Source organism: Streptomyces lydicus, assembly GCF_001729485.1.
Classification (GTDB): Bacteria; Actinomycetota; Actinomycetes; order Streptomycetales; family Streptomycetaceae; genus Streptomyces; species Streptomyces lydicus_D.
In genome coordinates this window covers 7,870,111-7,884,360 of record NZ_CP017157.1, presented here as the reverse complement: position 1 = coordinate 7,884,360, position 14,250 = coordinate 7,870,111, and the positions used below count along the sequence as shown (strand labels likewise).

The following is a 14,250-nucleotide window of genomic DNA, read 5'->3' as shown; positions in this document are numbered from 1 at the left end:
AGGCCCCACGATCGGCACCGTCCCGCCCCCACCAGCAGGCCACCGCGCCACACCCTGCGAGCAGTAGCGGTGACGGCATGGCGCGTCCCGCGGCGACCAACCTGCAGGTGCAGCGCCGGTTCTCCCGTCGGAGGGTGGAGGTACGAGCAGCGGCTCGCCTACGAGGGCGGTAGGGACCGGGGCCGTGCCGGCCTCGCCGTCCTCCCTATGCGCCTGCACGGCGACGGAGCAAGAGGTCGATGCGACACACCGACCACGTGTCGCCCTGATCTTGAAATCTCGCCTGGGTTTTCCATCCATCTACGACTGGAGGCAGCGTGCGTCTTGCCCACTACCCTGGTACGCACCACCTGAGAACGGAGAGTGCTCCACGGATGGGACCGAAGACGACGAAGGCTTACGAGGTGATCCGCGCTCGGATCGCGTCTGGCGAGTACGCCCCCGGCGCAAAGATCCCCTCAGAACGGAAGCTCGAAGAAGACGAAGAGCTGGGCATCCGCCGTACCGCACTTCGGCAAGTACTGGTCCGACTCGTGTCCGAAGGTGCCCTGGAGGTCTACGGTCGGAGTTCGTACCGGGTACCCGGCGCCGTGAGCGTCAAGACGCCCGAAGGGCTGGAGCCGTGGCGCATCCACGGCAAGCGGGACCTCTACGACAATCGATGGGTCAATCTCCAGGTCTGGGACGTGGAACCGCCCGGTGTAGAGCGCTTCGAGCATCACGTGGTGAAGCTCCACCACGTCGCCGTTACTGCGGTTCTGGACGACCGGGACCGCGTACTCATGATGTGGCGCTACCGCTTCGTCCCGCAGCAGTGGGGGTGGGAGCTCCCGGGTGGCATCGTGGACGAAGGGGAGGACCCGGCGGACACCGCGCTGCGGGAAGTCGTGGAAGAGACCGGCTGGCGACCGAAGTCTGTTGAGCACATCGTCACGTACCAGCCCATGGTCGGGATGGTTGACTCACCCCACGAGATCTTCGTTGGACACGGAGCGGAGCAAGTTAGTTCGCCAACAGACCTCGAAGAGGCCGGCCACATCGAGTGGGTACCGCTGTCCGACATCCCAGGGCTCATGGCGCGGGGTGAGCTGATGGGGTCCGGCACTCTCGTCGGCCTGCTGCACATCCTCGCAAGCCGTGGCAAGCCGGGGGTTACAGTCGCGCGCTAAGTAGGTCCACACGACGACGCTGACGCACGGAACCGGTGCGGCTCGCCAACAGTCGTGCCTGCCGCAAGTGTGTGTCCGCGGCGTCGTACTCGGCACGGGCGAGGTGAGCCTGCGCAAGGTCGGTGTGGAGTCCGGCCTGTGCGCGAACGAAAGTCGGGTCGACAACGTTCAACGCCGCGTACAGGCTGGTCACCGCCTCGTCGTCACCCAGTAGACCAAGGATGTTGCCGCGCCACCGGGCCAGATGGCTGTCGTTCACGAAGATGCTCAGCATGTCCGGGTCACGGTCCTCAGCACCCGGCGGGATATTCGCCACGGCCGCATCGAGAGCGCGTCGGCACTCGTCCGGCCTTCCGGCGTGGGCGCACAACTCCGCCTCAGCTGCGTACAGCCACGCCCAGAGCCGGGGCGAGCCGCCCTGACCGAGAGTGCGTTGAGCATCGCGTACCAGGTCGAGACCGAGCGCCGCCCGGCCCGCTTCACACAGCACATACGCCTGCTCACCCATCGCGTGGGCAAGGTACATCGGGTCCTCAGCGTCGCGCGCAGCACGCTTCGCAAGTTCGTAGTGGCGCCACGCGCGTTCGACCGATCCCACGTCAATCGCCTGCCACGCGGCGAGGGTCGACGCCCCTGCGAGCGCGACGGCCACGGGCCGGCGCACGCTCGGGAGGACAGAGAAGTTCAGCGCATCTTCAAGGGCTGCGAGATGCCCCGTCATCTGGTCGATGAGTCCGGACGCGCCCATCTGCCGGTCCATGGTCCGCAGTAGCTCGGTCTGGTCGTTGAACGTCTTCACCATGGATGCGCCGACGCTGCTGGCCGAGTCAATCCTGCTGAGCAGCTCGTCGTACCCGTCGGCCACCGTCGGCGCCGCGACGACCAAGCCGCCCCTCAACTCTGCATCCGTGACGCCGAGGAGCTGCCGCAGGATCGCCGCGTAGCGGTTGGAGATGGTGCGCTTGCCGTTCTCCCACTCGGAGACGTACACACGCAAACTCGCGGTCGACGCGACATCAGTGACGTGCCGTCGGGCGTACTGCTCGATCTCGCGAACCAGTCGCTCCTGAGACCAGCCACGCGCCGTTCGCGCGCTTCGAAGTCCTGTGCCCACAGGCCACCGCCCGGCGATAGGTCCACTCACTGACCTACCCAGCATGCCTCACATCGCCGCAGGTCAACAGGGGTTAACAGGAAGGGAGTTAAGCCCTGTTGGCTACCGACTCCCCCACCTCAAGCCGTCTCCTGGAGATGCACCGAGGGGGCAATCGCCGCTCGAAGCGGCGAAGGCTCTTGACTCTGGTGCGCACCAGATGTGAACCTACTGGTGCGCACCAGATGGTGGAGTCGACGCCGATACACGGTGCGCAGAGCACTTCAGTACGACCTGCGCAACAACAGGGGAAGTTGCCCATACGGTCACCCGGACCTGAAAACGGGAGGTCAAAGCAGGGATCTCTAGGCCCTGGACCTACGCAGATGGGGGTCACATCCCGGACGCCGGCGAACCGCTCCCAAAGGCGGGTGAGGGGCCTTAAGGCCCTGGATTTCTAGGAAGCGACACCGCCCTGCAAGGGCATGCAGTTGGGCCAGTGTCGCCGGGCCACCGCCGCCCGAATCAAGGCGAAAAAGTACCAGTACTCACAGTCCTCGGCATCGCTGCACAGCAGCAGGGATGCCGGGCGGCTGTGACCGCTCGTGCACTCAAGTCGAGAGGTCTCCTCACGACGGCGCGCGGCCCCGGGGGGCATCCCGGGGCCGCTTTCCAGGCCGTCCCACTGTGAAGGGAGCACGACCCGATGGAGTACATCGTTGCTGTTCAAGCGGGTGTTACCGCCGCTGATTTGGACCAGGGGCCGACGGCCGCGGAACTGGATGCGATCGAGGTCGAGATGCCTCTCATCTACGCGGAGGTGGAGCTGCTGGACGTGCGTATCGCGCTCCTCGACCGGGCGCCGTCCGAGCTGGACGCCCGGCGTCTCCGCCGGGCCCGCCGCAAGGTGCTCGCCGCCCGCCGGAACCTGCTCAACCGCAACGCCCCGCAGACCGGGGGTGCGGCATGATCCGACTCGTCACCCGAACCCGTCTCGCACGCCTGGCCGCCGGCGCGGACGCCGCCCGCGCTCGGACCTGTGAGGTGCAGGGGCAAGCCGACGCTGCCTACAGCTCCCACATCCGGGAGGTGTTCGCGCTCACCGCCCGCGCCGAGGCAGCCGAGAAGGACGCCGCGACCGCGGACCTGGGCGCCCGGCTGCTTCAGTCGGTGCTGGAGGACACGTCCACAGAGCTGACCCAAGCCCGCGAGGAGCTGGCCGCCATGGCGCGGCGTCTTGAGGAGCTGAGCGAGCCGCCGGTGGACGCGTCCGTGGTGCTGTTGCTCTACTACGGCGAGCCGCACAGCATCCACCCCGACAAGCCGACCGCCTACGCCTATGCGGCCACCCTCGGCGCCCCGCTGAACGGCTGGCGCCTGGCCGATGAACGCCCCGCAGCGGCGGTCACGTGGCGGTGCGTGCCGTTCATCTACGACGCCGCCCGCGACCACTTCCGCAGCGTGGCCGCCCCCGCGGTCGCGCCGTCGGGGGGTGCGGCGTGAACGGTGTTCAAGTGCGTTCAGCCGAGCGCGCGCTGTCGGTCGGCACGTGGCTGATCGTGGGAGGCGCGGTGCTCTACTCGATCCTGACCGTCACCCCGCTGATGGCCTCCCACACCCCGGGCGGGTGGGTGTGGACGGCGCCGATCCTGCCGCTGGTGGTGGACGCTGCGGTGGTCATCGTGGTCCGTCTGGACTCGGTGCTGGCTCGCCTGGGCGGGCACGGCGGCCGGTGGCCCATCGCCCTGCGGTGGATGACCGGCGCCATGACCCTGGCCCTGAACGTCGCCGACTCCGCCCTGAACAAGGACCTGGTGGGCGTCGCTGTCCACGCGGTCGCGCCGCTGCTGCTGATCGTCACCGCAGAGACCGGACTTGCCTACCGCCGGGCCATCACCCGCGCGGTGAGCGCACTGGAGGACAAGCAGCAGGCCGAGCGTGAGCGCCGCGAGCAGGCCGCCCGTGAGCGGGAAGCAGCCGCCCGCCGCGAGCGCAAGGAGGAGCGGGAACACGCGGCCGCGCTGGCGCGTGAACAGCGCGAGCATGAAGCCCAGCTCACCCGTGAACAGGCCGAGCGCGAAGAGCGCCTGCGGCGTGAGGAGCGCGAGCAAGCCGCCGCCCATCAACGAGAGGAACGGGAGGCTCGTGAACGCCGTGAACGCGAGCGTGAACAGCAGCAGCGCGAGCGTGAACGCAGTGAACGCGAGGCCGCTGAGCGCCGTGAACGCGAGCGGCAGGAGCGCCTTGTGCGTGAACGCCGTGAACGCCAGCAGCGCGAGGAGCACGCCGCGCGTGAACGCGAGGTGCTCCTTGCCGCCGGGCCGGCCGCACAGAAGCTGCCGGAGGAGCAGGCCCGGGCGACCGTGCAGGCCGCGTTCGCGGCCGAGCTGCCGGTGCGGGCCGCGGCCGAGCTGACCGGCTGGTCCATTGGCTGGGTCTCCAGCCGCTACCAGGAACTGCGGGACACCACCGCCACGGTCACCTCCCGGGCCCTGGAAGGAGTCTCGTGACGCGCTGCCCGGCGGCTCACCCCGAGGACCCGACCACCTGCCGGGGACCGGTGGCCGTCACGGTTCTGGACGCCGGGGACGAGGGCGCCTCGGGCTGCGAGCATCACGCGGCCCGGCTACTGGCATCGCTGGAAGGCGGCCGTGTCTACGCCCTGCCCGACGCCCTGCCGGGGGCCGCGATCCGCGTCTTCACCGCAGCGGACGGCATCCGCCCCTTCCCGTGGGACACCACCTCGCCCCGCACCCGGGCCGACCAGCTCAGCCGCGCTGAACTCCGCGCGTTACGGAACTCGTGATGGGTGCGCTGCCGGTGTTCCGGTGGCACCTGGCCCCGGACGGCTACGCCACCGCCCGCCAGTTGCGGGCGCACGGTCTGCGCCCCGGCGGTCAGGGCGTGGCCGCTCAACTGGAGCGGCCACGCCGCCGCCGCGCACCGCTGATCGCCTACCTCTACCGCGTTGACCGGGCCAAGCCGGTCCGTCCCATGACGCCGGCGAAGTGGGCGGCGCTGGAGAAAGCGAACACCGCCCGCCGCACCTGCCCGCGCTGCCGCCAGGACGCGGGCTACGTCATCCCCACCTCACTCGGCATGTGTGTGCCCTGCGCAGACGCTCCCGCGCTGGCCGCATGACTCCACCCTCCGTTCGCAGAGCGCCCCGGCCCGCTTTCCAGGGCCCGGCCGGGGCGCTCTCTCGCACTCCGAAGGAGCTGTACCAGTGTCCGACACCACCACTGAGGCCACGACCTCTTCCCTCGAAACCGCCACCGTCACGGCCGCTGACGGCACGGCGGTGCCGATCGAATTCACACTCACCCACCCCGCCACCGAGGCGGAGAAGGCCACCCGAGCGCGCTCCGGGCCGGGGCTGCGGGTGTTGCCGGCCGCGGTGTTTGGCGCCGAGGCACTGTCCACCGGGGCGGCCGCCCTGTACTCCGCGACCGGACTGGTCGGCACGATCACCACGGCCGGGGTAGTTGTCGGCGCCACGGCGCTGGCCGGGGCCGGTGCCGCCGTACAGAAGGCTCGCCGCGCACGGCGGGCAGGCAGCACGCCCGGCTCCTCCCGCCACGGTGCCCGCGGCGCAGGCCGCTCGCCTGGGGCGCTCGGCGTCGGCGGCGCACGTCCGCACCGCTCCGGGGCTTATAGCGGCGGCTCGTTGTCTGGAGGGTTCCGCGGGCCGCGCGGCGGTACTGGCCACGGCGCGTCCGGGATCGGCCGGCAGCGCGGTCACGGCGGCCTAGGTTCGGGGGGCGCGGGCGGGCTGTCGCGGGCCAAGGGCCGCGCTCAGCGCGCCTCATCCGGCGGTGCGGGCCTGGCCGCGCAAGGTGCAAGCAGCGCGCAGCGCGGTCACACCAGCCCCGTCGCCGGATCGGTGGGTGGTTCGGGCGGTAATCGGGGCCTGCTGGACCGCCTTGCCCGCCGCAGGAACGGAGCGTCTGGAGGTGGCGGTACATCCGCCAGCGGGGCTGGTGGGCTGCAGGGCAGTTCAGGTAAGTCGGCTGCTGTTGGCGGGTCGCGGGGTGCGGTGCGGTCCACGGTGGCCGCCGCCTCCGGTCGCGCCGCCCGTGCAGCTGCTCGCGGGCTGTCGGCGGTAGGGCGCAAGACGGCCGGGCTGGCCTCTTCCCCCTCCGGGCAGCGCCTGCGGGAGCGGATTCGCTCGGCGCGGCGGGAGTTGGCGAAGAAGGGGAAGGCGGCCGTGCCGTTCCTGCTGCGCACCACTGGCGCCACGCTGGCCGCCGGCGCCCTGGGTGCCCTGGTCTACATCCCCAGCCTGCTGCTGCGCGGCGTGGCCGCCACCTTCGGCGGCCTCTTCCGCTGGCTGCGCCTGGCGCCCCGCAACGGCAAGAAGTGGGGCGCCCGGTTCACCCGCTGGTCCGTGACGGTCTCCAAGTGGGTGTTTCTCAAGCTCATGCGGCGAGCGAAGGCGAAGTACGCCGACGCGGTCCGCCCCGATGTCCTGACCGACTTTCCCGAACCCGGCCGCCGCACCAAGAGCGCGTTCGACTGGCCGTCTGATCACTTCGGAGGGAATCTGGTGTCCGTCTTCCAGCTGGAGACCGAGGGCATGCGCGAGGCGTACGCCCGCTACGAGCCGCCGATGATGCTGGCGGTGGCCGCCGAGTACTGGGGCCTGCCCGAGGGCCTGACCTCCACCGGCGAAGCCATCCGCCAGTTGGCCATCAACACCGCGGACAAGTACCCGGCCGATGCCCGCATGGCCGACTTGGTCGCCGAGGTCTACGCCCTGCTGCACCAGGCCGCCCAGAAGGCCGCCGAGGTCGGCCCGCTGTTCGCCAAGGTCCACGAGCACGACCTGCGGCGCTATGAGGAGCCGCGGCCGGGCGAGCACATGTGGAACATCCTGGAGCGGCGCCAGGACGGCAGCTTCGACCAGCGCCAGCCTTCCCACTTCGTGGCCGTCACCCAGGACATCGCCCACGTCTACGCCCGCTACGAGCCCGGCCACATGAACCAGGTCGCCGCCGAGTTCGAGGGCATCCCCACCGGCATCGACAACGTCGCCGCCGCGGTCCAGCTGCTGCAGGTGCGCAGCAACGAGAAGTACCCCGTCGACAAGGCCATCGTCGACGCCCTGGCCGACGTGCACACCCTGCTGCTCAAGGCCGCCTCGGCCGCGCAGGACCTGATGCCCAACTTCCGGCGCCTGCACGCCCCGGACATCGCCCGGCACGAAGCCCCGCGCAACGGCGTCGAGGCCGAAGGCATGTGGGACGTCTGAGCCGCCCCTGAACAGCACTTCTCCCGTGGGCCGGGCGCCGCTGCGCGTCCGGCCCACGACCTTCCCCCCTCGACTTCCGGCAACGCTCGCCGAAGGAGTTCACCGCATGGCTTCCAGCAACGTCCCTGCCCTGGACTGGTCCTGGGGCACCACCCCCGCCACCGCCGCGGCCCTGATCGCCGGGGGCGCCTACAGCACCGCCGCGGTCGGCGCGGCCACCGGCCTGCCCGCCTCCTACGCCCTGCTGGTCGGCGCGGCCGGCGCCGCCGCCCAGGCCGGGGCCGACCTCTATCAGCGCCGCCCGCACGGCCACAGCGCCGCCCGCTGCGCCGGATGGCTAGCCACCGGCGGCTGGACCGCCGTGGCACTGGCTGAGCACACGGTGCTGACCTGGGCGACCACGGGAAAGTGGGCGGCCGGCACCGCCGTCGGCATTACGCTCGCCCGCGGCCTGGTCCGCGCCGAGGAGACCGCCCGCACCGAACGCGCCTCCCGGCGGCTGCAGAAGTGGGCCAACGGGCAGGCCAAGGACTGGCACGAGCGCCTGCACCGCCTCTTCCGCCTCGACGGCCACGAGATCGAGGGCGTCAAGCCCTGGGCCGGGGACGTCGGATACACCGTCCGCGTCCTGATGCCCTCCGAAGCCCCGGAACTGCCCGCAGATGCGATCCGCAAGCTGGCGGTGGACCTGAAGCTGCCCAAGGGCGGCAGCATCCAGATCCTCGACGGCGAGGTCTACGGCCAGATCCTCATCCGCGTCACCGCCAAGGACGTCCTCGCCGAGACCATCGACTTCCCCGAAGACGTCACCGAGACCAGCATCTACCAGCGCATCCAGCTCGGCCTGCTGCCCGACGCCGAACCCGCCGACTTCCCCCTCACCGACGTGTGCGCGCTGGAGATCGGACAGACCGGCTCAGGCAAGTCCAACACCATCAACGTCACCAACGGCCAACTCCTGCGCACAGTCGACGCCGTCGTGTGGCACCTGGACGTCACCGGCGCCGGCATCAGCCTCCCCTGGCTGCGCTCCTGGGCCGTCGACGGCACCGTCGACCGGCCGCTGATCGACTGGACCGCCGACACCATCGAAGAAGCGCACATCATGCTGGACGTGGCCATTGCGGCGATCAACACCCGCAAAGCCGCCTACCAGGACCTGATGCACGACGCGGACGACGACAAGATCCCCGTCAGCCCGCAAGTCCCGGCCATCATCATCGTGGTCGACGAGATCGCCGAGCTGCCCTACGAGATCCTGACCAAGCTGGACACGGTGGTGGACACCGGTCGTGCCGCCCGCGTCCGTACCGTCATCTCCGGGCTGCGCGCCACCCAGGACGTCATCACCGCGGCGATGAAGAAGCAGTCCCGGGTGCGGATCGGCATGCGCGTGTCGGACCCCGAGGAGCTCAACCACCTCTTCCCCACCGGCGGGACGCGGCTGAACCCCAAGGCCGCCGCGCACAAGGGCTCCGGCTTCCTCTCCGCCCCCGACGAGGACGATGTCGACTCCGAGCCGACGCCGTTCAAGTGCTTCCGCATCAAGCCCAAGGTCATCAACACCATCTCCCCCAAGCTCGCCGCCCGCCGCCCGGCGGTGGACGCGATCTCGCTGGACACCGCGCCGGGCCGGTACTACGCATCGCGCTGGGGCCGCATCCTGCCGCGGCTGTACAAGGACAAGAAGCTCAGCCCCGCCACGCTCCCGTATACCGAGCTGGAGATCCTGCGGCCGCCGCTGGATGAGGTGAACGGCCTCCCGCTCACCGGCAAGGGCCAGCCCCGCAACTCCGGCGCCCCGCGGCCGGCCACCAGCGGTCCGGCTGGGGAGCGGCCCGCTCGCTTCGGCTCGGACGCGCTGGCCTCGCTGCTGAAGGCACCGGCCGCGACCGCCACCGAGACAGCCCCGGCCCCGCAGGGCGGAGAGGGAACGGAGGTGATCCGGGCGGAGTTCGGGCGCGTCCTGGAGCAGGCCGGCAACCTCACCAACCCGGTCCCGCGGCTACTGGCCGACGCCCACCAGCACGTGGTCGCCGCCGGCGGCCGGATCCACACCGCCGACCTCGCCACCCGGCTGAACATGGACCCTCTGCTGCTCGGCACCGAGCTGGGCAAGCTGCTCCGCGCGGTCGGCATCGAGCGGCCCGGCAAGGGCACCGTCCGCGCCGGAGCCGACAACGAATCCAAGCCCGGCTACCAGCAAGAGACCCTGGCCGCCGCCCTCCGGGCCTACGCCAACCATCACGCCGCGTGAGTGGTGGGTGGCGTGTGGGACTCCCACACGCCACCCACCACAGCTCCCACCACAGCCTGTGGGACTCCCACACGCCTGTGGTGGTCGCTGACCTGCATGTGTGGGCGTGGGACTCCCACAAAAAACGTCCCCGACGGGGCCCTCGGAGGCCGTCTGACGGCCTTCCAGGGCCCTTCTCTCTTCAGGCGTGGGACTCCCACGCCGAGCCCGCCTGTCGCTCTACAGAAAGTGACGCCCATGGTTCTCTCCATCAGCGGACTCGTCCTCGCTCTCCTCCTCACCGCGGTGATGCTGCGCTCCCGCTACCTGCCCGTCGGCGGCGCTCTGACCGCGGCGTGCCTGGGCTACTTCCTCGCCGCCAGCGGCGCCGCCCCCGCCATCAACGCCTTCTTCTCCACCCTCGCCACCGGTATCTCCAGCCTCGGCCACTCCTTCGGATAGGACCGTCATGACGCTGACGCCATGGACCTACACCGAGATCTCCGACCTGCTCGACCACACCTACATCTGCCGTCTCCTCGACGACGACACCACCACCAACCTGCTCAACACCTCCAACCAGCCCACCCCGAAGGCCCCACCCGCCGGAACCGGCGCGGTGGCGCCGGGGCGGCCAGCGGACGACGCGGCCAACATGGCGGCCCTGTGGCAGCACATCCGCGACCGCGAGCAGGAAAGGGCCGCCACGCCTGCGGCACCGCTCCCAGCGGCGGCGCCGACCGTTCAGCCGATCCCGACCTGGGCCAAGACCACAGCTCTCCTCGCCCCGACCGTCGGCGGAGGCATCGCGGTCGCCGCGGTCGGTCTCTCGGCCGCGGCCCCCGGCCTGATCGCCGTCAGCCATGTTCTGTGGTCCGCCGTCGCGGCCATCGCCGTCGGCGGCACCGCCGCGGCCGTCGCCATCGGCCGTGTCCGGGCCCGCATCACCGCCGCACAGCGGCCCCACATCACCCAGCACATCACCGCGACCGGATGGTTCGGCCGCGCCAACGGAACCATCAACCACCGCTGAGAGGACCGCATGCGACGCCCCCGCTTGACCCTGCGCTACCACTCCGCCTGGTACTCCCACCCCGTCGGCGGCCGGCCGATCGGCCCGCGCCCCATGCTCGGCCTGCACCGCAACCCGGACCCCACCTGCCGCATCTGCGCGGGCTACGGCTGCGTCATGACCAGCAGCGCTTCGGACCCGGAGGAGCCGAACTTCGTCGACTGCGCCTGCGCGCCGTTCCTGTCGCTGGTGACGATCTGGCTCCCCAAGTGGGCCGACACCACCCGCTACCGCCGCAGCAACCGCGGCTACAGCGACGAACCGCCCTTCTAGACAGGCCAGGGGCGGCCCCTCTCACGCCAATGAATCGGGCCGCCCCTGGTCTCCAGCTCCAGCATGAAGAGGAGACATCCAGCATGACGCAACCTGTCCTTATCCGGCGAGACCGCCTCGGTGAGTATCTGCGGACGGCCCTCTCCCTGGCCGCCCGCGGCATCCCGCCCCTGCCCCTGCGGGCGGGGAAGGTCCCGTTCGGCAACTGCCGCGCATGCAAGGGGAACGCCTGCGGCGGCCGGCCGAACATGAAGAACGCCGGCCCCTGCTTGTGCGCCAGCGTCTGCCACGCCTGGGCCGCAGCCACCACCGACCCCTGCGTCCTTACCTCGCCAGCATGGGCATCCGCGTGGCGTGAGGCGGCAGCCGTCGCCTACCACCCCGGTGGAGCGGGGCTGACGGTGGTCGACCTGGACGACGCGGCAGCCATCGCATGGGCCCGTGAGACCCTCCCCGCCACCCGCACGGTACCGACGACCCGGGGCGAGCACTGGATCTACCAGGGCACCATGCGCTCGGTGAACGACGTCCGTGACGGCGTCGACCTCAAGTCGCTCATGTCCTACGCAAGGTGGCTCGGCCCCGGAACCGGCACCATGACCGATCTGCCCGACGCCGTGCGCGCGCTGGCCGTGAAGAAGCCCTCCGCGGTCCGGCCTGCACAGCCTGGCGTCACTGTGCCCGCGCTCGCCGGAGGCGGGCAGTGCCGTCATCGCACGCCCGCCTACCTGGAGCGTGGCATTGCCATGGCAGAGCAGCGCATCACCGAGGCCCGGAGTGCGGTTCACACGACGGTCTACCGGACGTTCCTCGCCGTGCTGTCCGCCCATGGCCCGTGCGGCTGCCTCACCGAGACGCACATCGCGCGGCTGTTCGCCGCCGCGCAGGTCAAGGGCGAATCCCCCCGGCACTGCACCGACGCGTGGACCAACGCCCGCACCGCACTGGGGATGTAGCCGTGTCCGAGGACGAGAAGACGCCGGCCCGCCAGATCATCACCGACTACGCACAGGCGCACTTCCGGTACTTCCGCACCATCGACGGCACCGTCTACGCGCAGAAGAACAGCCACCCCGTGGCCCGGCCCATCCGCTCCCAGGGCACGACCGGGAGCCACCGTCAGGAACTCATGGTCGGCCTGTACAGGGACGGGGCCGGCGTGTTCAACGGCACGGCACTCAAGGAGGCGTTGGACTTGATCGAAGCACTCGCACTGACCGAGGACGTACAGCCCACCCACATCCGCGTCGCCCCGGGCTTTGACGGTGCGACCTGGCTCGACCTGGGCCGCGACGACGGCACGTCCGTCCGCATCCACCCCACCGGCTGGGACATTCGCACCCCCGACCCGCAGGAAGTCTGCTGGCGGCGCACGCAGCTCACCGGCGAACTCCCCCTGCCCGAAAAGGACACCAACGGCAAGGGCATCGACCTGCTGCTGCGCCTGTGCAACTTCGCCAGCGCAGAGACCGAGTGCCTGGCCATCGCCTGGCTGATCGGCTGCCTGGAGCCGTCCGTGCCCGTGCCCGCCCCGTTCCTCACCGGCCCCCAAGGTGCGGGAAAGTCCACCGGCGGCCGGATGCTGGTGCGGATCATCGAGGGGATGAGCGGTGACCTGCGCCGGGCGCCGAAGGACGAGGAGAACATGATCACGGCCGTCGCCGCCGGATGGGTCACCGCCCTGGACAACCTCTCCCACCTGCCCCCGGACCTGTCCGACCTCATGTGCTGCATCGTGACCGGCGCCGAGAGCATCAAGCGCGCCCTGTTCACCGACGGCGACGTCGTCCGCTCCCGCTACCGGCGCCCCATGCTCCTGACCGGTATCGACGTCGGCGTCATCCGCCCGGACCTCGCCGAACGCCTCCTGCCGCTCCGTCTCGTGCGGCCCCGGGTGCGGCGAACCGAGGCAGAGCTGTGGACGGAGTACGCGGAGATCCTGCCGGCCGTGCTTGGCTCCCTGCTGGACCTGACCGTCAAGGTGCGTGCCGCGCAGGCGGAGACTCCCACGGACCTGCGGATGGCGGACTTCGCCCACCTGTGCGCGCAGCTCGATGCGGCTACCGGCTTCGGCTCGCTGGCCGCGTACCGGGCCAGCCTCGATGACCTCAACGACGACGTCATTGAAGGTGACCTGCTGGCGCAGACGGTTCTGAACCACGCGGCCGGACTCGACGCGGGTACGGAAGTCCGGATGACGTCCTCGGAGTGGCTGCACTGCCTCACAAGCCTCTACAGCGGCGAGGAGTGCCGTCCACTGCCCAAGGGCTGGCCCACCACCGGCAAGGTCCTCTCCGACCGCCTCAAGCGGCTCCAGCCGACCCTCGCCGCCCGCGGCGTCCTCATCGACTGGGGCCGCACCAGCGCCGCCCGCTACATCGAGATGACCCGCCCCGCGACACTGCCCCCGCACCAGCAGGAAGCGGCGTTCTGACCCGCGCCATCACGGCGCCGCACTGAACAAGCAAGAGGAGCAACCCGCGCCGCACGCGTTGCTCCTCTTGCTGTTCCGGCGGCTTGCCGCCGCTGCGCAAGGCGCGCCGCGAAGCGGCTCCTTCTTCACGTCCTGAGCCGCGCCGCACCACCACAGACACCACCCCTCTTTTTCCTAAGAGAAGAGATCCTGCGTCACTCACGTCACCCGCCACCTGAACCCGGCCCCTGGCCAGCGGTGACAGCGGTGACGCAGACGGCAAAACCTGTGTCATCCCGCGTCACCCGCGTCACGGGTGACAGAACTCCGCCCCGCCCCGTGACACGCCCCGAGCTGCCCGCGTCACCACATAAGCGCAGGTCAGAGCCGCAAATGACGTGCGTGACGCGATGACGCAGAAATGCGCACCTCGGACAGCACAGGCCACCTGAGATTCCTCCGCCATCGCCGGAACCCCGCCCAGGAGGTTGATCCGTGACGACCACCGCAGTGTTCGTGTCGGACGCTGAAGTCGAGTTCGACCCGACACTCCTCGCGCTCACGGTCGAGGAGGCGGCCCGCCGCCTCTGCGTCGGGCGCACCACGATGTACGCCCTCATCCGCGACGGAGCCGTGGAGACCGTGCCCATTGGTCGCCTCCGTCGCGTTCCCGTCAAGGCCATCAGCGCCTATCTCGACGCCCACATGCATTCCCGCCCCAAGTCCGCCGCGTAAGGAGAGTC

At 70.4% G+C, this 14,250-nt stretch carries 15 protein-coding genes; 14 read left to right on the top strand and 1 reads right to left on the bottom strand.

Features of this window, described 5'->3' with window-relative positions; genetic code table 11:
• Positions 1-374 precede the first annotated feature (374 nt).
• On the top strand, positions 375-1,169 hold the full coding sequence (locus SL103_RS34165; protein ID WP_079146131.1) for an NUDIX domain-containing protein: 795 nt from the start codon (positions 375-377) through the stop codon (positions 1,167-1,169).
• Here the strand turns inward: SL103_RS34165 and SL103_RS34160 are convergent.
• A complete protein-coding gene (locus tag SL103_RS34160) occupies positions 1,153-2,160 on the bottom strand; it encodes a regulator (protein WP_069572858.1) in 1,008 nt (335 codons plus the stop codon). The genes SL103_RS34165 and SL103_RS34160 overlap by 17 nt on opposite strands.
• A gap of 808 nt (positions 2,161-2,968) precedes the next feature.
• On the opposite strand from SL103_RS34160, the gene SL103_RS34155 reads away from it, so the two are divergent.
• The 13 genes from SL103_RS34155 (at position 2,969) to SL103_RS34095 (ending at position 14,242) form a co-directional block, all read left to right on the top strand.
• On the top strand, positions 2,969-3,232 hold the full coding sequence (locus tag SL103_RS34155) for a DUF6284 family protein (RefSeq protein WP_069572856.1): 264 nt from the start codon (positions 2,969-2,971) through the stop codon (positions 3,230-3,232).
• Positions 3,229-3,765: a hypothetical protein gene (locus SL103_RS34150; RefSeq protein WP_069572854.1), complete on the top strand. Its 537-nt coding sequence runs from the start codon at positions 3,229-3,231 to the stop codon at positions 3,763-3,765. Before SL103_RS34155 ends, SL103_RS34150 begins: the two co-directional genes overlap by 4 nt.
• A complete protein-coding gene (locus SL103_RS34145) occupies positions 3,762-4,772 on the top strand; it encodes a DUF2637 domain-containing protein (RefSeq protein WP_069572852.1) in 1,011 nt (336 codons plus the stop codon). The genes SL103_RS34150 and SL103_RS34145 overlap by 4 nt, the downstream gene beginning before the upstream one ends.
• Positions 4,769-5,068, top strand: a complete 300-nt coding sequence (locus tag SL103_RS34140; protein WP_079146130.1) for a hypothetical protein — start codon at positions 4,769-4,771, stop codon at positions 5,066-5,068. The genes SL103_RS34145 and SL103_RS34140 overlap by 4 nt, the downstream gene beginning before the upstream one ends.
• The gene (locus tag SL103_RS34135) at positions 5,068-5,403 is read left to right on the top strand and encodes an RRQRL motif-containing zinc-binding protein (protein ID WP_069572851.1); all 336 of its coding nucleotides are present in this window, start codon (positions 5,068-5,070) and stop codon (positions 5,401-5,403) included. The genes SL103_RS34140 and SL103_RS34135 overlap by 1 nt, the downstream gene beginning before the upstream one ends.
• Positions 5,404-5,488: 85 nt before the next feature.
• Complete coding sequence (locus SL103_RS38155; protein ID WP_164492935.1) at positions 5,489-7,513, top strand: hypothetical protein; 2,025 nt, start codon at positions 5,489-5,491, stop codon at positions 7,511-7,513.
• Between the two features lie 106 nt (positions 7,514-7,619).
• Complete coding sequence (locus SL103_RS38150) at positions 7,620-9,770, top strand: hypothetical protein (protein WP_069572848.1); 2,151 nt, start codon at positions 7,620-7,622, stop codon at positions 9,768-9,770.
• Positions 9,771-10,007: 237 nt separating this feature from the next.
• Positions 10,008-10,211: a hypothetical protein gene (locus SL103_RS34120; RefSeq protein WP_069572846.1), complete on the top strand. Its 204-nt coding sequence runs from the start codon at positions 10,008-10,010 to the stop codon at positions 10,209-10,211.
• Positions 10,212-10,218: 7 nt separating this feature from the next.
• A complete protein-coding gene (locus tag SL103_RS39080) occupies positions 10,219-10,782 on the top strand; it encodes a hypothetical protein (protein WP_244304108.1) in 564 nt (187 codons plus the stop codon).
• A 9-nt stretch (positions 10,783-10,791) separates the two neighbouring features.
• On the top strand, positions 10,792-11,094 hold the full coding sequence (locus SL103_RS34110) for a hypothetical protein (protein ID WP_164492934.1): 303 nt from the start codon (positions 10,792-10,794) through the stop codon (positions 11,092-11,094).
• Between the two features lie 83 nt (positions 11,095-11,177).
• Positions 11,178-12,050 (top strand): bifunctional DNA primase/polymerase, encoded by an 873-nt coding sequence (locus SL103_RS34105; protein WP_069572842.1) that lies wholly within the window; start codon positions 11,178-11,180, stop codon positions 12,048-12,050.
• Positions 12,051-12,052: 2 nt separating this feature from the next.
• Positions 12,053-13,528, top strand: a complete 1,476-nt coding sequence (locus tag SL103_RS34100) for an ATP-binding protein (RefSeq protein ID WP_069572840.1) — start codon at positions 12,053-12,055, stop codon at positions 13,526-13,528.
• A 474-nt stretch (positions 13,529-14,002) separates the two neighbouring features.
• Positions 14,003-14,242: a helix-turn-helix domain-containing protein gene (locus SL103_RS34095; protein WP_069572838.1), complete on the top strand. Its 240-nt coding sequence runs from the start codon at positions 14,003-14,005 to the stop codon at positions 14,240-14,242.
• Positions 14,243-14,250 lie beyond the last annotated feature (8 nt).